The 23855-nt window shown below is 69.7% G+C and carries 23 protein-coding genes and 1 tRNA gene; 12 read left to right on the top strand and 12 right to left on the bottom strand.

Annotated features, from left to right (window positions below):
• The first annotated feature begins 69 nt into the window (after nucleotides 1-69).
• Genes RTA_RS07945 through leuD form a run of 4 tightly spaced genes read left to right on the top strand, consistent with a single transcriptional unit; the run spans nucleotide 70 to nucleotide 3946 of the window.
• Complete coding sequence (locus RTA_RS07945) at nucleotides 70-1032, top strand: Bug family tripartite tricarboxylate transporter substrate binding protein (RefSeq protein ID WP_013900874.1); 963 nt, start codon at nucleotides 70-72, stop codon at nucleotides 1030-1032.
• Entirely contained in the window at nucleotides 1029-1967 is a 939-nt protein-coding gene (locus RTA_RS20675) for an isocitrate lyase/PEP mutase family protein (protein ID WP_013900873.1), read from the top strand. The genes RTA_RS07945 and RTA_RS20675 overlap by 4 nt, the downstream gene beginning before the upstream one ends.
• Nucleotides 1968-3362, top strand: a complete 1395-nt coding sequence (gene leuC, locus RTA_RS20670) for a 3-isopropylmalate dehydratase large subunit (RefSeq protein ID WP_013900872.1) — start codon at nucleotides 1968-1970, stop codon at nucleotides 3360-3362.
• Between the two features lie 2 nt (nucleotides 3363-3364).
• Nucleotides 3365-3946 carry a 3-isopropylmalate dehydratase small subunit gene (gene leuD / locus RTA_RS07930; protein WP_013900871.1) on the top strand — a complete coding sequence of 194 codons (582 nt, stop codon included), beginning with the start codon at nucleotides 3365-3367 and terminating at the stop codon, nucleotides 3944-3946.
• Here leuD and RTA_RS07925 read toward each other — a convergent pair.
• The 9 genes from RTA_RS07925 to cysS form a co-directional block, all read right to left on the bottom strand.
• Nucleotides 3933-4913: a Bug family tripartite tricarboxylate transporter substrate binding protein gene (locus RTA_RS07925; RefSeq protein WP_013900870.1), complete on the bottom strand. Its 981-nt coding sequence runs from the start codon at nucleotides 4911-4913 to the stop codon at nucleotides 3933-3935. The two genes, leuD and RTA_RS07925, sit on opposite strands and share 14 nt — an antisense overlap.
• A complete protein-coding gene (locus RTA_RS07920) occupies nucleotides 4910-6124 on the bottom strand; it encodes a M20 aminoacylase family protein (RefSeq protein WP_013900869.1) in 1215 nt (404 codons plus the stop codon). The genes RTA_RS07925 and RTA_RS07920 overlap by 4 nt, the downstream gene beginning before the upstream one ends.
• 123 nt (nucleotides 6125-6247) lie before the next feature.
• Nucleotides 6248-6340: transfer RNA gene (locus tag RTA_RS07915), tRNA-Ser, on the bottom strand.
• A 33-nt stretch (nucleotides 6341-6373) separates the two neighbouring features.
• Nucleotides 6374-7642, bottom strand: a complete 1269-nt coding sequence (locus RTA_RS07910) for an aspartate kinase (RefSeq protein WP_041675197.1) — start codon at nucleotides 7640-7642, stop codon at nucleotides 6374-6376.
• 115 nt (nucleotides 7643-7757) lie between these two features.
• Nucleotides 7758-8741: a Bug family tripartite tricarboxylate transporter substrate binding protein gene (locus RTA_RS07905; protein WP_013900867.1), complete on the bottom strand. Its 984-nt coding sequence runs from the start codon at nucleotides 8739-8741 to the stop codon at nucleotides 7758-7760.
• A gap of 36 nt (nucleotides 8742-8777) precedes the next feature.
• Nucleotides 8778-9764: a tRNA lysidine(34) synthetase TilS gene (tilS, locus tag RTA_RS07900; RefSeq protein ID WP_013900866.1), complete on the bottom strand. Its 987-nt coding sequence runs from the start codon at nucleotides 9762-9764 to the stop codon at nucleotides 8778-8780.
• Complete coding sequence (locus RTA_RS07895; protein WP_013900865.1) at nucleotides 9727-10704, bottom strand: acetyl-CoA carboxylase carboxyltransferase subunit alpha; 978 nt, start codon at nucleotides 10702-10704, stop codon at nucleotides 9727-9729. Before RTA_RS07895 ends, tilS begins: the two co-directional genes overlap by 38 nt.
• Nucleotides 10705-10756: 52 nt before the next feature.
• Entirely contained in the window at nucleotides 10757-11407 is a 651-nt protein-coding gene (locus RTA_RS07890) for a DNA-3-methyladenine glycosylase family protein (protein WP_013900864.1), read from the bottom strand.
• Nucleotides 11404-12780, bottom strand: coding sequence for a cysteine--tRNA ligase (gene cysS / locus RTA_RS07885; protein ID WP_013900863.1), 1377 nt, complete (start codon nucleotides 12778-12780; stop codon nucleotides 11404-11406). Before cysS ends, RTA_RS07890 begins: the two co-directional genes overlap by 4 nt.
• Before the next feature lie 156 nt (nucleotides 12781-12936).
• Here cysS and RTA_RS07880 point away from each other — a divergent pair, with 156 nt between their 5' ends.
• Genes RTA_RS07880 through RTA_RS07860 form a run of 5 tightly spaced genes read left to right on the top strand, consistent with a single transcriptional unit; the run spans nucleotide 12937 to nucleotide 16298 of the window.
• Nucleotides 12937-13482, top strand: coding sequence for a tetratricopeptide repeat protein (locus RTA_RS07880; protein WP_013900862.1), 546 nt, complete (start codon nucleotides 12937-12939; stop codon nucleotides 13480-13482).
• Nucleotides 13483-13516: 34 nt separating this feature from the next.
• Nucleotides 13517-14209, top strand: a complete 693-nt coding sequence (locus tag RTA_RS07875) for a peptidylprolyl isomerase (RefSeq protein WP_013900861.1) — start codon at nucleotides 13517-13519, stop codon at nucleotides 14207-14209.
• 24 nt (nucleotides 14210-14233) lie between these two features.
• Entirely contained in the window at nucleotides 14234-14740 is a 507-nt protein-coding gene (locus RTA_RS07870) for a peptidylprolyl isomerase (RefSeq protein WP_013900860.1), read from the top strand.
• A gap of 11 nt (nucleotides 14741-14751) precedes the next feature.
• Nucleotides 14752-15531: a UDP-2,3-diacylglucosamine diphosphatase gene (locus tag RTA_RS07865; protein ID WP_013900859.1), complete on the top strand. Its 780-nt coding sequence runs from the start codon at nucleotides 14752-14754 to the stop codon at nucleotides 15529-15531.
• Nucleotides 15531-16298 (top strand): M90 family metallopeptidase, encoded by a 768-nt coding sequence (locus RTA_RS07860; RefSeq protein WP_013900858.1) that lies wholly within the window; start codon nucleotides 15531-15533, stop codon nucleotides 16296-16298. The genes RTA_RS07865 and RTA_RS07860 overlap by 1 nt, the downstream gene beginning before the upstream one ends.
• Here the strand turns inward: RTA_RS07860 and RTA_RS07855 are convergent.
• Nucleotides 16295-19027, bottom strand: a complete 2733-nt coding sequence (locus RTA_RS07855) for a DUF349 domain-containing protein (protein WP_143762931.1) — start codon at nucleotides 19025-19027, stop codon at nucleotides 16295-16297. The two genes, RTA_RS07860 and RTA_RS07855, sit on opposite strands and share 4 nt — an antisense overlap.
• Nucleotides 19028-19801: 774 nt before the next feature.
• Here RTA_RS07855 and RTA_RS07850 point away from each other — a divergent pair.
• The 3 genes from RTA_RS07850 (at nucleotide 19802) to nrdR (ending at nucleotide 22535) form a co-directional block, all read left to right on the top strand.
• Entirely contained in the window at nucleotides 19802-20626 is an 825-nt protein-coding gene (locus RTA_RS07850; protein WP_013900856.1) for a lytic transglycosylase domain-containing protein, read from the top strand.
• Between the two features lie 203 nt (nucleotides 20627-20829).
• A complete protein-coding gene (glyA, locus tag RTA_RS07845; protein ID WP_013900855.1) occupies nucleotides 20830-22074 on the top strand; it encodes a serine hydroxymethyltransferase in 1245 nt (414 codons plus the stop codon).
• Between the two features lie 11 nt (nucleotides 22075-22085).
• A complete protein-coding gene (gene nrdR / locus RTA_RS07840; protein WP_013900854.1) occupies nucleotides 22086-22535 on the top strand; it encodes a transcriptional regulator NrdR in 450 nt (149 codons plus the stop codon).
• A 4-nt stretch (nucleotides 22536-22539) separates the two neighbouring features.
• On the opposite strand, the gene RTA_RS07835 is transcribed toward nrdR, so the two are convergent.
• Complete coding sequence (locus RTA_RS07835) at nucleotides 22540-23064, bottom strand: GspH/FimT family protein (RefSeq protein ID WP_041675195.1); 525 nt, start codon at nucleotides 23062-23064, stop codon at nucleotides 22540-22542.
• A gap of 184 nt (nucleotides 23065-23248) precedes the next feature.
• Entirely contained in the window at nucleotides 23249-23785 is a 537-nt protein-coding gene (locus tag RTA_RS07830) for a GspH/FimT family pseudopilin (protein ID WP_041675194.1), read from the bottom strand.
• Nucleotides 23786-23855: the final 70 nt, after the last annotated feature.

Here is a 23855-nt window from a genome sequence, read left to right as displayed (position 1 = left end):
GCGGCTTTTTCGTGGCGGCCGAGCGCCGGCAATGCCCGTTAGGATGGCGGCCAGAACACAGGAGACAAGATGAAGAGAGTTGTTTCGCTGATCGCCGGCGCCTTGCTGCTGTCGGCCCAGGCCGTGGGCCTGGCGCAGGCCTATCCGTCCAAGCCCGTCAAGGTCGTGGTGCCGCTGGCCGCCGGGGGCACCGGCGACACGCTGGCGCGCACGGTGGGCGACGGCATGGCCAGGGAGCTGGGGCAGTCCGTGGTCATCGACAACCGGCCGGGTGCCGGGGGCCTGCTGGGGACCACCTCGGTGCTGAACGCTCCCGCCGACGGCTACACACTGCTGGCCGTCAGCCCCTCGCACGTCATCAACCCGGCGCTGCATGCCGGCTCCACCTACGACCCCCTGCGCGACTTCGAACCGATCACGGTGCTGGCCTACACCCACCAGGTCATCGCGGCGCATCCCTCGGTGCCGGCCAGCAACCTGCGCGAGCTGATCGCCTATGCCAAGAACAACCCCGGCAAGCTGAACTACGGGTCCGCCGGCACCGGCTCGGCCACCCACCTGAACATGGAGCTGCTGAAGTCCATGGCCGGCGTGGACATCGTGCACGTGCCCTACAAGGGCAGCACGCAGGCGCGCCAGGGCGTGCTCGCCGGCGAGGTGCAGCTCGCCGTGGACGGCCTGCTGCCCCTGCAGCCGCTGATCAAGGATGGCCGGCTGAAGGTGATCGCGGTGACCAGCAGCCGGCGGCCGCAGAGCAACCCGGAGATCCCCACGGTGGGCGAAACCTTGCCCGGCTATGCCTCGGACACCTGGTACGGCCTGCTGGCCCGCAGCGGCACGCCCAGGGAGGCCATCTCCCGGCTGCACCAGGCCGCCGTGAAGGCGCTGCAGTCGCCCGCGGTCCGGGAAGGCCTGACCAAGCTCGGCGCCGACCCGGCGGGCAACACGCCGGCCGAATTCCGCGCCTTCCTGGCCGAGGAGCAGAAACTGTGGGGCAAGGTGCTGAAGGATTCGGGGGTGAAGCCGCAATGACCCGGAAAAGAGCCTCCACGCGCCTGCGCGAGCTGATCGCGCAAGGCCCCACCCTCTATATCCCGGGCTGCTACAGCGCCATGAGCGCACGGGTGCTGGAGAGCGCCGGCTTCGACGCCGTCTACATGACCGGCTACGGGACCTCGCTGTCGCTCACCGGCCTGCCCGACGTGGGCCTCACGACGATGTCGGAGATGGTCGCCAACGCGCGCTACATCGCCTCCGCGGTGGGCCTGCCGCTGATCGCCGACGCCGACACCGGCTTCGGCAACGCGATCAACGTGATCCGCACCGTGCGCGAATACATCACGGCGGGCGTGGCGGGGCTGCACATGGAAGACCAGGTGAACCCCAAGCGCTGCGGCCACGTGGCCGGGCGGCAGGTGATCCCCATGGAGGAAGCCGTAGGCAAGGTCCGGGCGGCGGTGGACACCCGCGACGCGCTGGACCCCGACTTCGTGCTGATCGCGCGCACCGACGCGCGCGGCGCCTCCGGCGGCTCGCTGGACGAGGCGATCCGCCGCGCCAATGCCTTCCTGGCCGCCGGCGCGGACCTGGCGTTCATCGAGGGGCCCACCTCGCGCGAGGAGGTCGAGCGCATCTGCCGCGCCGTCGAAGGCCCGGTGTTCTACAACATGACGGGCGTCTCGCCGCGGCTGACGCTGGAGGAGATGCGCGCCCTGGGCATCGCGGTGTGCATCTCCCCCAACGCCATGCTGCGGTCCGCGCTCGGCGCCATGCACGACCTGGCGCAGCAGATGCGCCGCGACGGGCCGGCGGCCGAGACGCGGTTCATGGAGTCCTTCCGCCAGCATCCCCTGGGCGACCTGCACACCTTCGCGGGCTTCGACCAGGTGCGCGCCTGGGAGCGCGACTACCTGGGCGAGGAGGCCATGCGCAAGTACGCCGACTCCGTCGGGCACCTCCCGGAGTAGATGGCGGCCACCCTCTACGACAAGATCTGGAACGCGCACGCGGTCGCCGCCGGCCCCGGCGGCAGGACCCTGCTCTACATCGACCGGCACCTGGCGCATGACGGCAGCTTCCACGCCTTCGAGGCGCTGCGCAACGCCGGGCGGTCGGTGCGCCGGCCCGAAGCGACCTTCGCCACGCCCGACCACTACATCCCCACCCGCGACCGGCAGGCCATCGCCGACCCGCAGCTGCGGGAGAAGATCGAGACGCTGGCGGCGAACGCGGCGCGCACGGGCATCACCTTCTTCGGGCCGGACGATCCGCGCCAGGGCATCGTCCACGTGGTCGGGCCGGAACAGGGGATCACGCAGCCCGGGATCACGCTGGTCTGCGGCGACTCGCATACCTCCACGCACGGCGCCTTCGGCGCGCTCGCCTTCGGCATCGGAGCCTCCGAGGTCGCCCACGTGCTGGCCACGCAGGCGCTGTGGCAGACCCGCTCGAGGACACTGCGCGTCGAGGCGCGCGGCCTCCTTCGCCCGGGCGTGCATTCCAAGGACCTGGTCCTGGCGCTGATCGCGAGGATCGGCGCCTTCGGCGGGACCGGCTACACGATCGAGTACGCCGGCAGCGCCATCCGCGCGCTCTCGATGGAGGCGCGCATGACGGTCTGCAACATGTCGATCGAGGCGGGCGCGCGCAGCGGCCTGGTGGCGCCCGACGACACCACCTTCGAGTACCTGGCGGGACGCCCGTACGCGCCCACGGGCGCGGACTGGGACCGCGCCGTCGCGCGCTGGCGCCGGCTGCCGTCGGACCCGGACGCGGTGTTCGAGCGCGAGGTCGCGCTCGACGCCGCGTCGATCGAACCGATGGCCACCTGGGGATCGAGCCCGGAGCATGGCGTGGCGATCGGCGGCGTCGTTCCCGACCCGGCGCAGCAGCCCGACCCGACCCGGCGCGGCAGCATGGAAAAGGCGCTGCGCTACATGGACCTGCAGCCCGGGCAGAAGCTGGAGGGCCTGCCGGTCGACCAGGTGTTCATCGGCTCCTGCACCAACAGCCGGCTGGAGGACCTGCGGATCGCGGCGTCGGTGGTGCGCGGCCGCAGGGCGGTGGTGCCCGCGCTGGTCGTGCCCGGCTCCGGGCTGGTGAAGCGGGCAGCCGAGGCCGAGGGCCTGGACCGGGTGTTCCGGGAGGCCGGGTTCGACTGGCGCGAGCCGGGCTGCTCGATGTGCGTGGGCATGAACGGCGACCTGGTCGGTGCCGGCCGGCGCTGCGCATCGACCTCCAACCGGAACTTCGAGGGCCGGCAGGGCAAGGGCGCCCGGACCCACCTCATGAGCCCGGCGATGGCCGCCGCCGCGGCGGTGACGGGGCGGATGACCGATGTGCGCAAGCTGCTGGCGGGCTGAGCATGCAGGCCTTCACCACCCTGCATGCCGCGGCGGTCCCGCTGGATCTCGCCAACGTGGACACCGACCAGATCGTCCCCGCGCGCTTCCTGCGCCATCCGCGTTCCGCGGGCTACGGGAATTTCCTGTTTCGCGACCTGCGCGAACGCGACCCGGAGTTCATCCTGGACCGGCCGGAGTACCGGGGCGCGCAGATCCTGGTGACGGCGGAGAACTTCGGCTGCGGCTCCTCGCGCGAGGCGGCGGTCTGGGCGCTCACGGGCGCCGGGTTCCGGGCCTGGATCGCGCCGTCCTTCGGCGACATCTTCTTCGAGAACTCGTTCAAGAACGCCGCGCTGCCCATCGTGCTGCCGGCGGGACGGGTCGCCGGCCTGCGCTCGCAGCTGCATGCGGCGCCCGGGACCTCCCTGGCCATCAACCTCGCCCGCCAGACGCTGCGGTTTCCCGATGGCGGCATCGAAGGGTTCGACGTCGACCCCTTCCGCAAGGAGTGCCTGCTGGCCGGCATCGACGAGATCGCGCTGACATTGCGCCACGAGCAGGAGATCGCCGCCTACGAGGCGCGGCACCTCACTCCGCCTTGATGTTGGCCTCTTTCACAATGCGCGCGTTGGCGGCGTGCTCCCGCTCGATCAGCGCCGCGAATTGCTGCGGCGTGCCGGGGCTCACGACATTGTCGAGCTTGCGCAACTGCTCCTGCACTTCCTTGTCGGCCAGCACCTGGTTGATGGCGCCGTTCAGCCGCCGCACCGCCTCGGCGGGCAGGGACGCTGGCGCGTAGAAGCCGAACAGCGAGGTGAGGTTGGCTTCCGGGAAGCCCAGCTCGGCCAGCGTCGGCACCTGAGGCATGGCGGCCAGGCGGCGCGGCCCGGTCACCGCCAGCACGCGCAGCTTGCCTTCGGCGATCAGGTTGTTGATGGCCGCGAACGGATTGGCGACGAACAGGTCGAACTGGCCGCCGCCGGCGTCGGTCACGAGCTGGGTGCCGCCCTTGTAGGGCACGTGCGTGAGGTCGGCGCCCGACTTGCGGCGGATCTGCTCGATCATGATGTGCCCGAGCGTGCCGTAGCCCGAGCTCGCGATGCTCACCCTGCCGGGCCCGGCCTTGGCCGCGGCGATCGCGTCCTCGAAGCTGGCGCCCGGCAAGCGCGGCGTCGCCAGCACGTAGACCGGCGAATACATCACCGGCGCCACCGGCACGAAATCCTTCAGCGGGTCGTAGGGCACCTTCATGACGTGCGGGTTCAGCGTCAGCGGGCTGATCGCGGCGAAGGCCAGCGTGTGGCCGTCCTGGGCCCGGGCGACGGCGTCCATGCCGATGGTGCCGCCGGCACCGGCGCGGTTGTCCACCACCACCGGCTGCCCGAGCAGCGGCCGCAGGTGCTCGGCCAGCATGCGCGCGACCACGTCGTTCACGCCGCCCGCCGGGTAGGGGACGACGATCCTGACCGCGCGCTCCGGCCAGGCCCCCTGCGCGCGCGCGGCTAGCGGCAGCACGGCGGCCGCCAGGGAACCCAGCCCCAGTCCCAGGGCGTTTCGGCGAGATGTCATGGGCGCATGTCCTTCCCGTTCGTCCCTGCCTGCCCGAACCACTGGCGCGCCAGCCGGTCCCAGAAGCCCGCGCCCAGGCCGAGGATGTCGTCGTTGAAATCGTAGGCGGCGTTGTGCAGGTTGACGCCCGGCCGGCCCCCTGCCCCGTTGCCGATGAAGCCGTAGGCGCCCGGCACCTGCTCCAGCATGAAGCCGAAGTCTTCCGCGGTCATGGCGGGCAGCACGTCGGCATGGGTGTTGCCTACGCCCACCAGGGCGCGCATCACCTGCGCCATGAAGCGTGCCTCCCGCGGGTGGTTGACCGTGGCCGGGTAGCCCGGCTTGATGATCACCTCGGCGCTGGCCCGGTGCGCCTGCGCCACGTGGGTGCTGATGCGCCGGATGCCCTCCACCAGCTGGCTCTGCGTCGCGGTGCTCAGGGTGCGGCAGGTGCCGTAGATGAAGGCCTGGTCCGGAATGATGTTCTCCACGGTCCCCGAGTCGATCTTGCCGACGGTGAGCACGGCGCTGTCCAGCGGATCGACGCCGCGCGACACCAGCGTTTGCAGCTGGCCGACGATGGCGCAGGCGACGGGGATGGGGTCGACCGTGGTGTGGGGCTGGGCGGCGTGCCCGCCCTGGCCGCGCACGCGGATCTCGAAGCGGTTGGTCGCGGCCATGATGGGCCCGACCCGCACGCCCATCTGACCGGCCGGCAGCGCGGGCCAGTTGTGCAGCGCGAACACCGCCTTCATGGGAAAGCGGTCGAACAGGCCGTCTTCCATCATCCGGCGCGCGCCGGCCCCGCCCTCCTCGCCCGGCTGGAAGATGAAGTGAACCGTGCCGTTGAAGTCCGGCTGCCGGGCCAGCAGGGTGGCGCCGCCCAGCAGCATGGCCGTGTGACCGTCGTGGCCGCAGGCGTGCATGCGGCCGGGATGGGCGCTGGCGTGATCGAAGGTGTTGAGCTCCTGCACCGGCAGCGCGTCCATGTCGGCACGCAGCCCGAGGGCGCGGGCGGGATCATGGGCATCCGGGCCCTTGCCGCGCAGCGTCGCGACGATGCCCGTCCCGCCCAGGCCGCGCTGCAGCGGCAGGCCGAGGGACTGCAGCCAAGCGGCGATCTGGCCGGACGTGCGCGACTCCTCGAACTTCAGTTCGGGATGGGCGTGCAGGTCGCGCCGGAAATTGACGAGCTTGCCGATGTAGGGCGCGATGTCGGGGGATGCTTGCATTCACGCGCACGGCAGCGCAAGAGGCACTGCGCGGGCGGGGAATGATCTTAGCGGCTCGGGGCTCGACGATGCGGCGGCCGCGGCGGCCATCGACGGCTGAGTTGGCTGGAGGGGAAGGATTGTTGGCGGAAACGGAGGGATTCGAACCCTCGATGCGGCTCTACACCGCATACTCCCTTAGCAGGGGAGCACCTTCGGCCTCTCGGTCACGTTTCCAGCAGCGGGCATTATGCCCCAAGCCTGCGCTCTTCAGGCGGCCGGCTGGTCCAGGTCGAAGGCGCGGTGCAGCGCCCGCACCGCGAGCTCCATGTACTTCTCGTCGATGACCACCGAGGTCTTGATCTCGCTGGTGGAGATCATCTGGATGTTGATGCCCTCCTCGGCCAGCGCGCGGAACATCTTGCTGGCGATGCCCACGTGGCTGCGCATGCCGATGCCCACGATGCTGACCTTGCAGATGCGGGTATCGCCCTCGATGCGGTCGGTGCCCAGGGTGGGCAGCACGCGGGTCTTGAGCAGGTCCACGGTGCGCGCATAGTCGTTGCGGTGCACGGTGAAGCTGAAGTCGGTCTTCCCCTCCTTGGAGAGGTTCTGGATGATGACGTCGACCTCGATGTTGGCATCGGCCACGGCGCCCAGGATGTTGTAGGCGATGCCCGGCTTGTCGGGCACGCCCAGGATCGACACCTTGGCCTCGTCGCGGTTGAAGGCGATTCCGGATACGACGGCTTGTTCCATTTGTTCGTCTTCCTCGAAAGTGATGAGGGTGCCGGACCGGGCCTCTTCCTCGACCGGAATGTCCCAGGGCGTGAAGCTGGACAGCACGCGCAGCGGCACCTTGTACTTGCCGGCGAACTCCACGCTGCGGATCTGCAGCACCTTGGAGCCCATGGACGCCATCTCCAGCATCTCCTCGAAGCTCACGGTGGACAGGCGCCGCGCCTCGGGCACGACCCGCGGGTCGGTGGTGTAGACGCCGTCCACGTCGGTGTAGATCAGGCACTCGGCCGCCTTCATCGCGGCGGCCACGGCCACGGCCGAGGTGTCGCTGCCGCCGCGGCCCAGGGTGGTGATGTGGCCGTGGTCGTCCACGCCCTGGAAGCCGGTGATGATGACCACCTTGCCCGCCGCCAGGTCGGCGCGCACCTTCCGGTCGTCGATGGATTCGATGCGGGCCTTGGTAAACGCGCTGTTGGTGCGGATGGGCACCTGCCAGCCGGCGTAGCTCACCGACTCCAGACCTTCGGCCTGCAGCGCGATGGCCAGCAGGCCCACGGACACCTGCTCGCCGGTGGAGGCCAGCATGTCCAGCTCGCGCAGGTAGGCGTCGCCCGGCCGGGCCGGCGCCAGCTCCTTGGCCAGGCCGAGCAGGCGGTTGGTCTCGCCACTCATGGCGCTGGGCACCACCACCAGCTGGTGGCCCGCCTGCACCCACTTGGCCACGCGCTTGGCGACATTCTTGATGCGCTCGGTCGAGCCCATCGACGTGCCGCCGTATTTGTGAACGATCAGTGCCATGGAAGATGCGAAAGAAAGGCCCGGCCGGCATGTCGCGCCGGCCTGGGCCGCCTGTGGGAACCGCGCATTTTAGCTGCTGCGCGGCACAGCTCTTCCAGGGCGCGCGGCGCGCGCCTCAGTCGGCCTTGGCGCCGCTGTCGCGCACCACCTTGCCCAGGCGCGGCACGTCGGCCTTGATCAGCGCGGCCAGCTCCTGCGGCGGCATGCCGCTCGGGTCGAGCCCCAGGTCGGCGAAGCGCTTCTGGATCTCGGGCGTCTTGAGGAACCGGCTGATCTCGGTGTAGAGCCGGTCCACGATGGGCTGGGGCGTTCCCGCCGGCGCGAACACGGCCTGCCAGGAGGCGAGCTCGTAACCCGCCAGGCCCTGCTCGGCGAAGGTCGGCACCTCCGGCGCGGCCTGGGAGCGTCTGGAGGTGGTGACCGCCAGCGCCCGCAGCTTGCCGGTCTTCATGTGCGGGATGGCCGTGGCGATGTTGTCCACCGCGGCCAGCAGGTTGCCGCCCAGCAGGTCCGTCATCATCGGCCCGCTGCCCTTGTACGGGATGTGCTGCATCTGCACGCCCGCCATGCTCTTGAACAGCTCGCCGGAGATGTGCTGCGAGGTGCCGCTGCCGGCCGACCCGAAGGAGAACTTGTCGGGGCTGGCCTTGAGCAGCTTGATGAAGTCGGCCAGCGACTGGACCGGCACGCTGGGGTGCACCAGCAGCACGTTGGGCTGCGTCGCGTAGACCGTGATCGGCGCGAAGCTGGCGATGGGGTCGTAAGGCAGCTTGGAGTAGAGCGAGGCGTTGATCGCATGCGAGCTGATCGTGCCGCCGCCGATGGTGTAGCCGTCCGGAGCGGCCCGGGCGAGTTCCGCCGCGCCTATCGATCCGCCCTGCCCCGCCTTGTTGTCGATCACCACGGGTTGGCCCAGCACCGGCGTCAGCCGCTCGGCGGCGATGCGGCCCAGGATGTCGGTGGTGCCGCCCGGGGCGAACGGCACGATGTAGCGGATCGGCTTGTTCGGCCAGCCCTGCTGCGCCAGCGAGGGAAAGGCCAGCAGCGCGGCCGAGGCGCCGCCGAGTTGCCTGAGCGCCGTGCGGCGGGAAATGCCCATGCTTGTCTCCTGTGGTTGTCGCATGGGATTCTTCGATCAGCCGCCGGCAAAGCGCAACCGGGGACCATCCCTGAGAACGAACCCGGCGCCCACCTTCAAGCGCAGCCGGTGGCCGCGCGTCGTGCAGTCGGCCACCTGGGCCAACAGCTCATCCAGCTGGGCGGCGCTGGGCTGCTGGGCATGCACGGTCCTCAGCCAGTAGCGCAGCAGGTTGCCCTGGCGTGCGCAGGACAGGACCTGCAGGGCGCCGATGTCCGGCTCGCCGCCCATGGCCGCCAGGTCGGCGGCAGCCACCTCGTCGAGCAGACGCTGCGCCTGCGCCGCGTGACGCGCGGAGCGGGCGAAGGTTTCGCGGAAGGCCGGGAAGGCCCGCTCGAGCGCGGGCAGCAGGTCGCGCCGGATGCGGTTGCGCGTGTAGCGCGTGTCGGCGTTGGTGGGATCCTCGATGAAGGCGATCGCCTGTTCGCGGGCCCAGTTTCGCAGCCGGGCACCCGGCACCGCCAGCAGCGGGCGCAGGAAGACCACGCCGTGCCGCTCGAAACGCGCCGGCATGCTGGCCAGCCCCGGCAGACCGGCGCCGCGGCTGAGCGCCAGGAGCAGGGTCTCGGCCTGGTCGTCCGCATGCTGGGCCAGCAGCACGCAGGCCAGACCCGCGTCGCGCGCGGCGGCCGCCAAAGCCTGATAGCGCGCGCCACGCGCCGCGTCTTCGGGGCTCTCGCCGGCCGCCGGCCGGGCATCGACGCGCCGCACATGGAGCGGCACGCCCAGGCCCTCGCAGCTGCGCGCGCAGTGCTCGGTGAAAGCGTCGGCGGCCGCCTGCAGGCCGTGGTGCACGTGGACCGCGTGCACCGCGCCGGGCCACTGCCGGGCCGCGGCGAACAGCAGCGCCGTGGAATCGGCGCCGCCGCTGAAGGCGACGCCCAGGGGGTGCGGGGGATTCAGCGCCTGCAGCGGCGCCAGGACGGGATCGGGGCGGCCCGGCGGCTCAGCGGGCGTCGGCCTTGGTGTCGGTGAAGCGGCCATAGCTTTGCAGCCGCTCGTACCGCCGCTCCAGCAGCTCGCGCACCTTGAGGTCGCTCACCTGGCGCCAGGCGTCGTTCAGGGCGCGCTTGAGGAAGGCGGCCATCTGCTTGTGGTCGCGGTGGGCGCCGCCCACCGGCTCGTTGACGATCTTGTCCACCAGGCCCAGGGCCTTGAGCCGGTGCGCGGTGATGCCCATGGCGTCGGCCGCGTCCTGCGCCTTCTCGGAGGTCTTCCACAGGATGGACGCGCAGCCCTCGGGGCTGATGACGGAGTACACCGAGTACTGCAGCATCAGCACCTGGTCGGCCACGGAGATGGCCAGCGCGCCGCCGGAACCACCCTCGCCGATCACGGTGGTGATGATGGGCACCTCCAGCTGCGCCATCTCGTAGATGTTGCGGCCGATGGCTTCCGACTGGCCGCGCTCCTCGGCGTCGATGCCGGGAAAGGCGCCGGGCGTGTCGACGAAGGTGAACACCGGCAGCCTGAACTTCTCGGCCGTCTTCATCAGCCGCAGGGCCTTGCGGTAGCCCTCGGGCCGGCTCATCCCGAAGTTGCGCAGCGCGCGCTCCTTGGTGTCGCGGCCCTTCTGGTGGCCCAGCACCATGCAGGCGTTGCCGTTGAAGCGGGCCAGGCCGCCGACGATGGACTGGTCATCGGCGAAGTGCCGGTCGCCGTGCAGCTCGATGAAGTCGGTGAAGATCTCGCCGACGTAGTCCAGCGTGTAGGGCCGCTCCGGATGCCGGGCGATCTTGGTGATCTGCCAGGGCGTGAGATCGCTGTAGATGTCCTTGGTCAGCTGCTGGCTCTTCTTGGAGAGCTGGTCGATCTCCTCGGAGATGTCGACGGCCGACTCGGTCTGCACGTAGCGCAGCTCCTCGATCTTGGTCTCGAGTTCGGCAATGGGATGCTCGAAGTCCAGGAAGGTCTTCTTGGCCAAGGTTGCAGCTCCTCTGAATCTTTGATTCTTTGTTTGTTCTCGCTCGCGCCCGTCAGTAGGCGACGGGCAGCGGATCGAGCGAGCGCCAAATATACCAAGTGGCGACGCTGCAGTAAGGGGTCCAGGCGGCCGCCACCTCCCTCGCCTCGCTGCGGCTGACGGGGTCGCCCGAGAAGTAGTTCTTGCTGATGCCGTTGATGAGCCCGATGTCGTCCAAAGGCAACACATCCGGCCGCATCAGGTGGAAGATGAGGAACATCTCGGCCGTCCAGCGGCCGATGCCGCGGATGCCGACCAGCTCCGTGATGATGGCCTCGTCCTCCATCCGGTCCCAGGCATCCACGTGGATGGCACCGGAATCGAAATGCAGCGCCAAGTCGACCAGGTACTCGATCTTGCGAGCCGACAGGCCGGCGGCCCGCATGTCGTCCACCTTGAGCTTGAGCACCGCCGCGGGCGTCATGCGGCGCGGCAGCTTGGCGAAGCGGTCCCAGACGCTTTGCGCCGCCTTGACCGAGATCTGCTGGCCGACGATGCTGCGCGCCAGCGTGGTGAAGGCATCGCCGCGCGACTGCAGGCAGGCGTCGCCGAACTGCGGGATCAGGCGCTTCATCACCCGGTCCTTGCGGGCCAAGTGGCGGCAGGCCTCCTCCCAGTAGTCGGGCCGGGCCAGCTGGACGGGGCTGCCGCCGGCATCGCTCATGACGCCGCTTCCCAGGTCGTGCCCGCCGCCGAGTCCTTGAGCACGATGCCCTGGGCCAGCAGCTCGGCGCGGATGCGGTCGGCTGCGGCGAAGTCCCTGGCCTTCTTGGCCGCGGCCCGCGCCTCGATGCGCTGCAGGATGGTCGCCTCGTCCAGGGCGGCGCCGCTGCGCAGGAAGGCACGCGGGTCGCCCTGCAGGATGCCCAGGCAGCCTCCCAGCGCCTTCAGCAGGCCGGCACGCTCGGCCGACCGGCCCCGGTTGACCTCGGCGGCCAGCTCGAACAGCACGGCCACCGCCTCGGGCGTGGCGAAGTCGTTGTCCATGGCGGCCTTGAAGCGGGCCGCGTGCGGGTCGGCCCAGGCTATCGCTGCAGGCGCGGGGGGCACGGCGTCCAGCGCGGTGTACAGGCGCCTGAGCGCGCCGCGCGCGTCCTCCAGGTGCACGTCGCTGTAGTTCAGCGGACTGCGGTAGTGCGCGCGGACGATGAAGAAGCGGATGGTCTCGGCGTCGAACTTCTTCAGCACCTCGCGGATGGTGAAGAAGTTGCCCAGCGACTTGGACATCTTCTCGTTGTCGATGTTGACGAAGCCGTTGTGCACCCAGAAGCGCGCCAGCGGCTTGCCGTTGGCGCCTTCGCTCTGGGCGATCTCGTTCTCGTGGTGCGGGAAGGTGAGGTCGGCGCCGCCGCCGTGGAGGTCGAAGGTCTCGCCCAGCAACGCGCACGACATGGCGGAGCACTCGATGTGCCAGCCCGGGCGGCCGCGGCCGTAATCGCTGTCCCACTGCGCATCGGGCGGCTCGGTGGGCTTGGCGGCCTTCCACAGCACGAAGTCGAGCGGGTCCTCCTTGCCCTCGAGCACCGCGACGCGCTCGCCGGCATGCAGCTCGTCCAGCGACTTGCCCGAGAGCTTGCCGTAGCCGGGGAAGCGGCGCACCGCGTAGTTCACGTCGCCGCCCTCGGCCCGGTAGGCCAGTCCTTTGGCTTCCAGCGTGCGCACGATGTCCAGCATCTGCGGCACGTAGTCGGTGGCGCGCGGCTCGTGCGTCGGCCGCTCGATGCCCAGCGCGTCGAAGTCGAGGTACATCTGCGCGATCATGCGGTCGGTGAGCTGGCGCACCGTCTCGCCGTTCTCCACGGCGCGGCGGATGATCTTGTCGTCGATGTCCGTGATGTTGCGCACGAAGGTGACCCGCAGGCCGCTCGCCTTGAGCCAGCGCTGGATCAGGTCGAAAGCCACGTAGGCGCGCGCGTGGCCGATGTGGCACAGGTCGTAGACGGTGATGCCGCACGCGTACATGCGCACGCGGCCGGCTTCGAGCGGAACGAAGTCCTCCAGCGCACGCGTCAGCGTGTTGTAGATGCGCAGGCTCATGGATGTCTGGAGGGCATGCGCCGCACACGGGCGGGCGCTGTTCGGAAGGCTGGTTTCAGGCTTGCACCGGGTCGCTTCGAGAGGTGCCCCGGCTACAATCCGGCGCAGTATATAGCCCTGTGTGAGGGCATGTCACAAGCGCAGACCAAGGCCTCCATGTCGCACGCACGCCCCTTCCGTCCCCCGGCCTTGCGCCTGCTGGCCTTGGCCGCCGTGCTGGCAGCCGCCCTGCCCGCGCGCGCCGACGACTATGCCGATGTCGACCAGCTGCTGCGTTCGGGCAGGCATGTCGAGGCGCTGGCCAAGGCCGACCAGTACCTGGCGGCCAAGCCGCGCGATCCGCAGATGCGCTTCCTCAAGGGCGTGGTCCAGACCAGCGCCGGCCGTACGCAGGAGGCCATCGCCACCTTCACCAAGCTCACCGAGGACTATCCCGAGCTGCCCGAGCCGTACAACAACCTGGCCGTGCTGTACGCCGGCCAGGGCCAGTTCGACAAGGCGCGCGCCGCCCTGGAGATGGCCATCCGCACCAACCCCGGCTACGCCACCGCGCACGAGAACCTGGGCGACGTGTACGCCAAGCTGGCCAGCCAGGCCTACAGCAAAGCGCTGCAGCTCGATGCGGCCAACACCGGCGTGCAGCCCAAGCTGGCACTGATCCGCGAGCTGTTCGCCCCGGCAGGCAAGGGCGCCCGGCCGTGACGCTCGGGAAAATCTTCTTCGAAGGAGTCATCGAATGATTGCAAGGCCTCGGGCTTTGACGCGCCGCGCTGCAGCGGCCCTGCTGGCCGGCGCCTGCGCGGCCGCGCCCCTGATCGTCGGCGCGCAAGCGGCGCCGCGTGTCAAGTTCGCCACCTCGGCGGGCGACTTCGTGGTCGAGGTCTACCCCGACAAGGCGCCCAAGACGGTAGCGAACTTCCTGCAGTACGTGCGCGACAAGCACTACGACGGCACCGTCTTCCACCGCGTCATCAACGACTTCATGGTCCAGGGCGGCGGCTACGACGCCAGTTACTCGCAAAAGCCCACCCGCGCGCCGGTGGCGCATGAGGGCCGCGAAGCCCTGGCCAAGGGCGGGCCGAAGAACGTGGTGGGCACGCTGGCGATGGCCCGCACGGGCGACCCGAATTCCGCCACGGCGCAGTTCTTCATCAACGTCAAGGACAACGCCTTCCTGGACCCCACGCCCGTCCCGCCGGGCGACCCGGTGCCCCGGTTCGAGTACCAGGGACGGGTGTACGAGAATGTGCCGCGGGCCCAGCTGGAACGCGCACCGCAGCTGTACGGCTACACCGTGTTCGGCAAGGTGGTCAGCGGCATGGACGTGGTCAACAGGATCAAGGCCATGCCCACGGGCGCCGGCGGCCCCTTCCCCAGCGACGTGCCGCGCACGCCGGTGGTCATCACCAGCGCCACGCTGGTGAAGTAAGCAACACACAAGAGGATCCGCATCATGAGCAACCCCAAGGTCGAACTGCACATCGCCGGTCATGGCGTGATCACGCTGGAGCTGGACGCAGCCAAGGCGCCCAAGTCGGTGGAGAACTTCGTCTCCTACGTGAAGAAGGGCCACTACGACGGCACCATCTTCCACCGCGTCATTCCGGGCTTCATGGTCCAGGGCGGCGGCTTCGAGCCGGGCATGAAGCAAAAGCCCACCGATGCGCCCGTCGAGAACGAGGCCACCAACGGCCTGAAGAACGGCAACTACACCGTGGCCATGGCGCGCACCCAGGCACCGCATTCGGCCACTGCGCAGTTCTTCATCAACGTGGCGGACAACGAGTTCCTCAACCACACCTCGCCCAGCCCGCAGGGCTGGGGCTACGCGGTGTTCGGCAAGGTGGTCGGAGGCGCCGACGTGGTGGACCGCATCAAGGCCGTCAAGACCGGCCGCAAGGGCTTCCACGACGACGTGCCGAACCAGGACGTGGTGATCGAGAAGGCCGTCCTGCTCTGAAGGAGGCGGCGGTGGGCAGCGAAACGCCCTGCTTCACGCACCTGGCGGCCGCGCCGGGCTGGCGCGCCGTCGACTTCATCTCGGACCTGCACCTGCAGGCCGGCGAGCCGGCGACCTTCGAGGCCTGGCGCCGCTACATGGCGTCCACGCCCGCCGATGCGGTCTTCATCCTCGGCGACCTGTTCGAGGTCTGGATCGGCGACGACGCCGCCGAGGGCCCCGGCTTCGCCGCGGACTGCGAGGCCGTGCTGCGCGAGGCGGCTGCGCGCCGGCCGGTGTTCCTGATGCACGGCAACCGCGATTTCCTGGTGGGCGAAGGCTTGGCGCGGCGCACCGGCACCCGGCTGATCGGCGATCCCACGGTACTGGCCTTCGCCGGCCGGCGCTGGCTGCTCACCCACGGCGACATGCTGTGCCTGGCGGACACCAAATACCTCGCCTTCCGCGCCCAGGTGCGCACGCCCCAGTGGGCCCGCGACTTCCTGGCCCAGCCGCTGGCGCAACGGCAGGAGGTGGCCCGCCGCCTGCGCGAGGGCAGCCAGGCGCAGCAGCGCGAGGTGGCCGAGTACGCCGACGTGGACGCCGCCGCCGCGCGCGAGTGGCTGCGGGCCGCCGGTGCGCAGGTGATGATCCACGGCCACACGCACCGGCCGGGTGAACACGGGCTGGGGGACGGCCTGCGCCGCGTGGTGCTCAGCGACTGGGACGCCGCCTCGCAGCCGCCGCGCCTGCAGGCCCTGCGCCTGGAGGCCGGGCAAGGCCTGCATCGCGTCATCCTGGCTGGCGCCTGATGTTCGGCTGGTGGCGACGGCGCCGGACGCCACCGGACATCCCTGAAGCGCTGTGGCGGCAGGTGATGGAAGCCTACCCCTTCCTGGCGCAGCGGCCGGTGGCCGAGCGCGAGCGCCTGCGCGAGCTGGCGGCGCGCTTCCTCGCCGACAAGGAATTCCACGGCGCGCAAGGCCTGGCCATCACCGACGAGATGGCCTTGTCCATCGCCGTGCAGGCCGTGCTGCCGGTGCTGCACCTAGGCCTGCGCTGGTACGACGACTTCGTCGGCATCGTGGTGCACGCGCGCGAGGTGGTGGCGCGCCGCCGCGTGACGGACGAAGCCGGCGTGGTGCACGCTTACGACGAGGTGCTGGCCGGCGAAGCCATGGACCTGGGTCCGGTGATGCTGAACTGGCAGGACGTGCGCGAGGCCGGCGACAGCGCGGCGCAGGGCTACAACGTGGTGATCCACGAGTTCGTCCACAAGATCGACCTGCGTGACGGCGTGGGGGACGGCTGCCCGCCCCTGCCCTCGGCGGCGGCCCGCCGCGACTGGCTGTCGCTGCTGCATGCCGAGTACGAAGCGTTTCGCGAGCGGGTCGTCGTGGCCGAACGCTTCGGCGGTGAGCGGCCGTGGCTGGACGCGTACGGCGCGCAGGCGCCCGACGAATTCTTCGCCGTGGCCTGCGAGGCCTACTTCGTCGCCCGCGACCGCTTCGAGGCCGAGTTCCCCCGGCTGGCCACCCTGTTCGACAGCTTCTTCAAGCCTTCGGCCACCCGGCCTTAGCCGCGCATCAGCTGCTTGAGCACGTTCTGCAGGCGGCGCGCCGCCTGCGGCTGATGCGCGGTGGCCAGCACGCGGGCCGTGTCCTGCCCCCAGGTCTGCGCCGGCGACGGGTCGTTGCGGCGCGTCAGCAGCTGCAGCTGCAGCGCGCGCCGCGCCTGCAAATGCTCGGCCGGCGTGGGCACCTCGGCCGCGATCTCCAGCCGCAGCAGCACCTCGGAGGCATCGCCGGCGGGCGCCGCGCCCAGGGCCTGCACCCAGCTGCTGCGCACCGCAGGCGTCACTGCCTTGCCCAGCTCGCCTTGCGGCGGGACCTGGTCGGCAGCGCGCTGCTCCCAGGCAGTCATCAGCTGGGTCAGCGCCTCGCCATGCGCCTGGGCCGCCAGCTTCTTCAGGGCCTGCTGCGCATGGTCCAGGGCCTCGCGCTGGGCGCGGAAGGCGACGTCGCCCAGGCGCGGGCCGCGGTCCTCGGGCGCACGGTCGCCGAAGCGGCCACCGGCGCGGCCATCCCGGCCTCCGCGGTCGAACTCGCGCCCGCCGCGATCGCCGGCGCCGAAACGGCCGGCGCCGGGACCCGCCGGGCCGCCCTTGCGGTCGCCGAAGCGCCCGCCGCGGGCCGGCGCGGGCTCCGCCTTCTTCATGCCCGGGCGGTCGTCGCCGCGCATGGCCACCACCGGACGAGGCGCCGGCTTGGGCGGTGCGGCCGGCGGTTCGGCGGCGGGCGCGTCGGCACCGGCTTCAGGAGCATCGCTGGCGCCACCGGTGCCGGCCTCGCCTTCCTTGGCCCCTGCTGCCGGCGCCGCTGCCGCTTCGGCCGCGGCAGCCCGCGCCTGGGCCTGCCCGCGCAGCGCCGCCTCCAGCGCAGCCATGGCATGGCGGATCCTTTGCGCGTCGCCCGAGGCGTTGGCCGCCTCCAGCGCCTTGGAGGCCTCCAGCACGGCGCGATCGCGGTCGCTCAGCGCGGCGGCCGCGCGTTCGCGCTCCTCGCCCTTGCGGTTGAAGGCCTCGTCGATCGGCTTGCGGAACGCGTCCCACAGCTTCTGCTCGTGCTTGCGGTCCAGCGGGATGGACTGGGCCTCGGCCTGCCAGCGCTGCTGCAGGGCCTTGACCGCGTCGATGCGCAGCGAAGGCTGGGCGCCCAGCGCCTGCGCCTCCTCGATCATGGCGTGGCGGCGTTCCAGGCTCTGCTTCTGCACGGCCGCCAGCGGCGCCTCGGCGGCGTGGATAGCCTCCTTCCACTGCGGCTGCAGTTCGGCAAAGGCCTTCTCGCTCAGATGGCCGGCCTCGCGCCAGCGGTTTTCGAACTGGTGGATGGCGCGGCTGAACGCCTTCCAGTCACCACCCGGCGCCGCGGGGTGGGCGGCGGCCCAGGACTTGACCTCGTCGATCAGCGCCAACCGACGGGCGCGGTGCTCGGCCGATTCGGTCTTGACCTTGTCCAGCCAGGCCTCGACCACCTTGTAGGCTTCGTTGCAGGCCTCGTCGAAGCGCTTCCACAGCGCGTGGTTGGGCGCCCCGCCCTGGTCCACCTGCTTCCACTGCTCGCGCAGCTGCCGCAGCTGCTCCTGCATCTTGCGCCCGCCGTAGCGGGGCTTGCGTTCGGGCGCGGGGGCTGCCTGCCCCTCGCCGCCTTCGGCCGGCGGTGCCTGGGACACGGTCTCGAACAGGCCTTCGGCCTTGGCCACCAGCTCCAGCCGCAGCTGGTCGGCGCGCCAGCGCTGCCAGCCTTCCATCTCGCCGGCGGCAGCCAGCGCGGCGTGCGCCTGGTTCTCCAGGGCCCCGTCGATGAGCTTGCCGTGCTCCTTGAGCGCGTTGCGCAGCGCCTGGGCGGCGCCGGCGCTGGCCTTGCCATGGCCCTGGGCCACTTCCTGCTCCAGCCGGGCCAGTGCTTCGCGCACGGTGTCCTGGGCCTTGGCGCGCACGCCCGGGTCGACCTTGGGCTTGGCGGGCTTGACCGGCACCTCCACCGGTACGCCGCGCGCGGCGCGCAGTTCGTCGGCCCATACCGGCACCGGCGGCAGCGGCGCTGCCGGGTCGGTATCGGCGCCCACGGCTTGTGTCAGCGCGCTCTGGAATGCATCCCACACCACCTGGAGCTGGTTGCGCGAGGCCTCCAGCAAGGGCGGGAAGCGCGCATCCACGCTGGGCCAGTTGGGGTCCTGCACCAGCGCCTGGGCCTGGGCCTGCCACTCCGGAACGTCAGCGCGCAATGCATCGGCCGCGGCCTGGGCGTCGCGCCAGGACTTGGTCGACAGCACCTCGATGCGCTGGGCCAGCAGCACGGCGGCCTCGCGCTGCACCTGGACACGGTGCTGCAGGTCCTCGATGCCGCGGATGCGCTCGGCCAGCCGCGACTTGAGCGAGGCCAGCGGCTCGCGGCTAAGGGGGGCGCCGGCCTTGGCCGCGTCGCGCTGCCATGCCATGGCGTCGGCGATGTTGATCTTGGGTTGGGCCAGCAGCGCCTCGGCCCGCTGCGACCATTCGGCGGCAATCGCCTCCTGGCCCCGGCTGCGCTTGATCTCGTCCAGCCGCTCCCGCAGCAGCCGGGCCGCGCCCTTGTCGCGGCCGCTGAGCTCGCGGTACACCTCCTGCATCTGCTCGGCCGCCGGGTTGGAGGCCAGCCATTCGCGCAGGCGCGAGGCGCGCTCGCCCGAGGTCGCCGCCGAAAAGGCGCCGCCAGTCAGCGCGTCCAGCGCCTGGGTGTCGTGGGATTTGAGGGTGGCTTGGGTCACGGAAGGGAGTTCTTGAAACAAAGCGGCCCTCGGGCGAGGGCAAGCCGCTATTTTGGCCTTGAAAACTCTCTGCCGCGGCAGCAGAGGTGGATGCGCCTCTGATCTCCCAACAAGAAAGCCCGGCAGGCGGCTTTCGACCGTCTGCCGGGCTGAGCGGCCGCTGGATGGCGGGCCGCTGTTGCAGACCGGCGCGCTGGACGCTCCGTTCCGCAGCGGAAGCAAAGATTGCTTCCTGAGGGTGCCACGCAGCCACCGAAGTGACCTGAGGCGAGACGCCTGATGTCAGGCCCCCGGAAATTAGGCGCTGCTCCTCGCATTGCCAATGCGTGTTTTCAATGGCAGCGGCTTACGCCATTGCAGCTTCTGCCTTGACGTGACATTGCCGAGCCGGCGGTCACTTGGTGGTTCTGCCCCTCCGGCTGGCCAGCAACCTTGGCATTGCTTCCTTGTCAGCCATGTCCCACGTGCAACCTCTAGATCAACTGACATTCACTCGGTGTTACCAAGCGTAAATTGACTTTGACTCAAGTAATTTAGATATAAAAGCAGCTTTCTATATTCTTGACCGGTTATTACAGCGGCCCCTAGAATCCGCCCCGTCTTCCCACCTGACCCGGGAAGGACCCCGAACCCGCTGCCGACCCCGGCGAAGTCAAGTGACCGAAGCAGGTTTTTTGAAACCTGCAGGCATTTGATGGCGTACCGATCCAAACGAGGAGTCTGAGGTCACGGTGCCCCGCACCGCCCCAGGCCCGCGCTAGATGAGGAAGTGCTATGACAGCGTCAGGAAAACTGGTCCACGGCCTGCGAACCTTCGCCTCGGACATCGCCCAGGGCTTTTTTGAGATCACGCACAACGGCTTTGCCGTTGTCGGCCTGGCGGTCGTTTTCGCCGTGGTCACCCTCACGGCCCGGCCCGATCTGCGGCAGACCGGGGAAACCAAGCTGATGAGCTGGCTGCAGACCCGCCACGCCGAAGCGCTGGGCATGCAGCCGGAGCCGGACGCGATCGACCGGGCCACCGCGGCCAACCCGAACGACTTGCCCAAGCAGCAGGCCGCCGTGGCCTACTGGCTGAGCCGCAAGTACCGCGTGGCGCCGGAGCCGATCAGCGCGCTGGTGGCCGAGGCTTACCAGATCGGCCACAAGACCAAGCTCGACCCCACCCTCATCCTGGCCATCATGGCCATCGAGTCCGGCTTCAACCCGTTCGCCCAGAGCCCGGTGGGCGCCCAGGGTCTGATGCAGGTGATGACCGGCGTGCACAGCGACAAGTACGAGAACTTCGGCGGCAAGCTGGCCGCCTTCGACCCGGTGACCAACCTGCGCGTGGGGGTGAAGGTGCTGCAGGAATGCATACAGCGCGCTGGTTCGCTGCAGGCCGGGCTCAAGTACTACGTGGGCGCGGCCAACCTCGAGGGCGACGGTGGCTACGCCGAGAAGGTGCTGGCCGAGCATGCGCGGCTGCAACAGGTGGCCGCCGGCCGGGCCGTGCCGGTGTTCACGCCCCCGGTCATCCGCGCCGTCTCGCCCGCCAAGCCCGCCGACGAGCAGCCCAAGGCCCAGGAAGAAAAGGTCGCGCGCCTGTCGGTGTTCTGAGCGGAGCGACCCGGCGCTGGGCTACACTTGGCCCGTGCGCGACTGGCGATAGGCGCGGCCCCGGCTCCGGGCGCCCGCGCTGACGTGGGACACCACGGGGAAGCGCACCGCCGGGTCCGTGGTTGGGGCCGCGGCGTTCAGCCGTTCGCCTGGGCAGCCCTTGTTCGTGAACAGGGACCGTCGTCTGAAGGACTGCCGCCGCCATGTACCACCGCCACATCCTCGTCGAACAAACCGATCCCGAGCTGTTTGCCGCCATCCAGGCCGAGAACCGCCGGCAGGAAGAGCACATCGAGCTGATCGCCAGCGAGAACTACGCCTCGCCGGCCGTGATGGCCGCCCAGGGCACTCAGCTGACCAACAAGTACGCCGAGGGCTACCCCGGCAAGCGCTACTACGGCGGCTGCGAGAACGTCGACGTGGCCGAGCGGCTGGCCCTGGACCGCGTCAAGCAGCTGTTCGGTGCCCAGGCGGCCAACGTGCAGGCGCACTCCGGCGCGCAGGCCAACGAGGCCGTGTTCCTGGCCTTCCTCAAGCCCGGCGACACCATCATGGGCATGAGCCTGGCCGAAGGCGGCCACCTCACGCACGGCATGGCGCTGAACATGAGCGGCAAGTGGTTCAACGTCGTCTCCTACGGCCTCAACGAGAAGGAGGAGATCGACTACGACGCCATGGAGCGCAAGGCGCGCGAGAGCAAGCCCAAGCTGATCATCGCGGGCGCCTCGGCCTACTCGCTGCGCATCGACTTCGAGCGCTTCGCCAAGGTGGCCCGGGAGGTCGGCGCCCTCTTCATGGTGGACATGGCGCACTATGCCGGCCTGATCGCCGCGGGCGTCTACCCCAACCCGGTACCCCATGCCGACGTCGTGACCTCCACCACCCACAAGAGCCTGCGCGGCCCGCGCGGCGGCATCATCCTGATGAAGCCGGAGCACGAGAAGGCGATCAACAGCGCCATCTTCCCGGGGCTGCAGGGCGGCCCGTTGATGCACGTGATTGCCGCCAAGGCCGTGGCCTTCAAGGAGGCCCTGTCGCCCGAGTTCAAGATCTACCAGCAGCAGGTGGTCAGGAACGCCCAGGTGGTGGCGCAGACGCTGGTGGAACGCGGCCTGCGCATCGTGAGCGGTCGCACCGAAAGCCACGTCATGCTGGTGGACCTGCGGGCCAAGGGCATCACCGGCAAGGAAGCCGAGGCCGTGCTGGGCGAGGCCCACATGACCATCAACAAGAACGCCATCCCCAACGATCCGGAAAAGCCGATGGTGACCAGCGGCGTGCGCATCGGCACGCCGGCCCTGACCACGCGCGGCTTCAGGGAAGAAGAAGCCCGCGCGACGGCCCACCTGGTCGCCGACGTGCTGGACAAGCCGCGCGATGCCGCCAACATCGCGGCCGTGCGGGAGAAGGTCCACGCCCTCACCCGCCGGTTCCCGGTCTACAGGTAGGGGCCCGCACAATGAAGTGTCCGTTCTGCGGCAAGGGCGACACCCAGGTGGTGGAAACGCGCATGGCCGAGGACGGCGACTTCATCCGGCGGCGGCGCCAGTGCGCGGCCTGCGAGAAGCGCTTCACCACCTACGAGCGGCCGGACGTCAGCTTCCCGGCCGTGGTCAAGAAGGACGGCCGGCGCATCGACTACGACGGCGGCAAGCTGCGCGCCTCCCTGAACCTGGCACTGCGCAAGCGGCCGGTGAGCACCGAGCAGATCGATGGCGCGGTGGAGCGCATCGAGGAGAAGCTGCTGACGCTGGGCCTGCGCGAGGTCGCCAGCTCGCGCATCGGCGAGCTGGTGATGCGCGAGCTCAAGAAGCTGGACAAGGTGGCCTACGTGCGCTTTGCCAGCGTGTACCGCAGCTTCGAGGACATCGACGAGTTCAAGACGCTGGTGGACGAGGTGAGGCGCTAGGCGGTCACTGGCACTCGCTGATCCCCGCTTTGCTCAGGCGGGCCCGCCCGGTAGCGCTCAGGATCACCTGCTTCGCGTTTGCAGCGCCGTCCCTGCGCTGGCAAGCCGTGAGGGTGCCAGCCTGAAAAGCACCGCTGACAGTCCGGGGCGCACCCAAGGCAGAGAAGGAAATGTACCGGGCGACTTGCAGGTTGCCGCTGAAACGGATGCCGGAGCCGACGGCGTGCGCCTTCTGGATGACCGTTTCGCCATGGTCCACGAGCGCATTGTTGTTGCCGTCGTGGAAAGTGATCCAGCCTTGTTCCCAGCCTCCACTGCCCGCACAGACCATGCCGTCGGCGGATTTGCACAGCACGACGGGAGCGTTGCGCTTGATGGCTTCGCTTCGAGCCAAGCTCAGGGTGGAGAACATGGCCATCGCTGCGCCGTCGAGCTTTCTCGCGTCGGCCACACTGCGAAAGGAAGGAATGGCAACCGCCACCGTGACCGCAGCGACGGTCAGCGTCGTCAGCATCTCCACCAGGGTCATGCCGCCTGAGCACCGAGGGCACGGTTTCCGCGCCCTGCGGGCGGCGATGCGTCGATCGGACGAAAGGACAGGCGGTGGGACCACCGCCTGAAATTAATCGGGCATCAACGCTGGGACATCCACCATTGAGGGGAGAAGGCCTGGCTCCCGCCTGTGAAAAAAGAACAAGCGCGTTTTCGCCTGCTTACGACGCGGTGCAGGTGGACACCGACTGCTTGCCGAAGCTCAAGCGCCCGGTGGCGAAGAGCTCGATCTGGCGGGCATTGCCGCCCGCGGTCTGGCACAGGTTGAACGATCCGGTCTGGAAGCTGTCCGAAGCCTTCAGCTTGGCGGCCCCTGTGCTGGTGTACGAGACGTAGTCGGTCACGTTTCCGCCAGCTTGAAGGATAAAGGAACCGCTGAGAGTGCCGACCTTCTGGATTACCGTTTCGCCGGCATCCACCGAGGCCGAGTCATTCGCGTCAATGAACACGATCCAGCCCTGCTGCCAGTTTCCCGCACTTGCGCAGGCCGCCTGATCGGCGGACTTGCACACCACCACCCGCGCCTTGCGGTTGATCGCCTCGCTCCGGGCCAGCATCAGGCTGGTCTGCAATGCGCTGCTGTGCGATTTGAGCCGGTTGTTGGCGATCACCTCCCGCAGGGACGGTGCCGCCACCCCGGCAAGGATCGCGGCGATGCCGATGGTCACCATCAGTTCGATCAGGGTGAAGCCACCCATGGCCTTGCGGGGTGTCAGCTCCAACCGACGCCGGACAGTCGTCCTGGCGCAGGCCAGGTCACAGAGGGAG

It is taken from the genome of Ramlibacter tataouinensis TTB310 (assembly GCF_000215705.1).
Lineage (GTDB): Bacteria > Pseudomonadota > Gammaproteobacteria > Burkholderiales > Burkholderiaceae_C > Ramlibacter > Ramlibacter tataouinensis.
The sequence above is the reverse complement of the archived record's forward strand: the minus strand, read 5'-3'. Positions and strand labels throughout refer to the sequence as shown.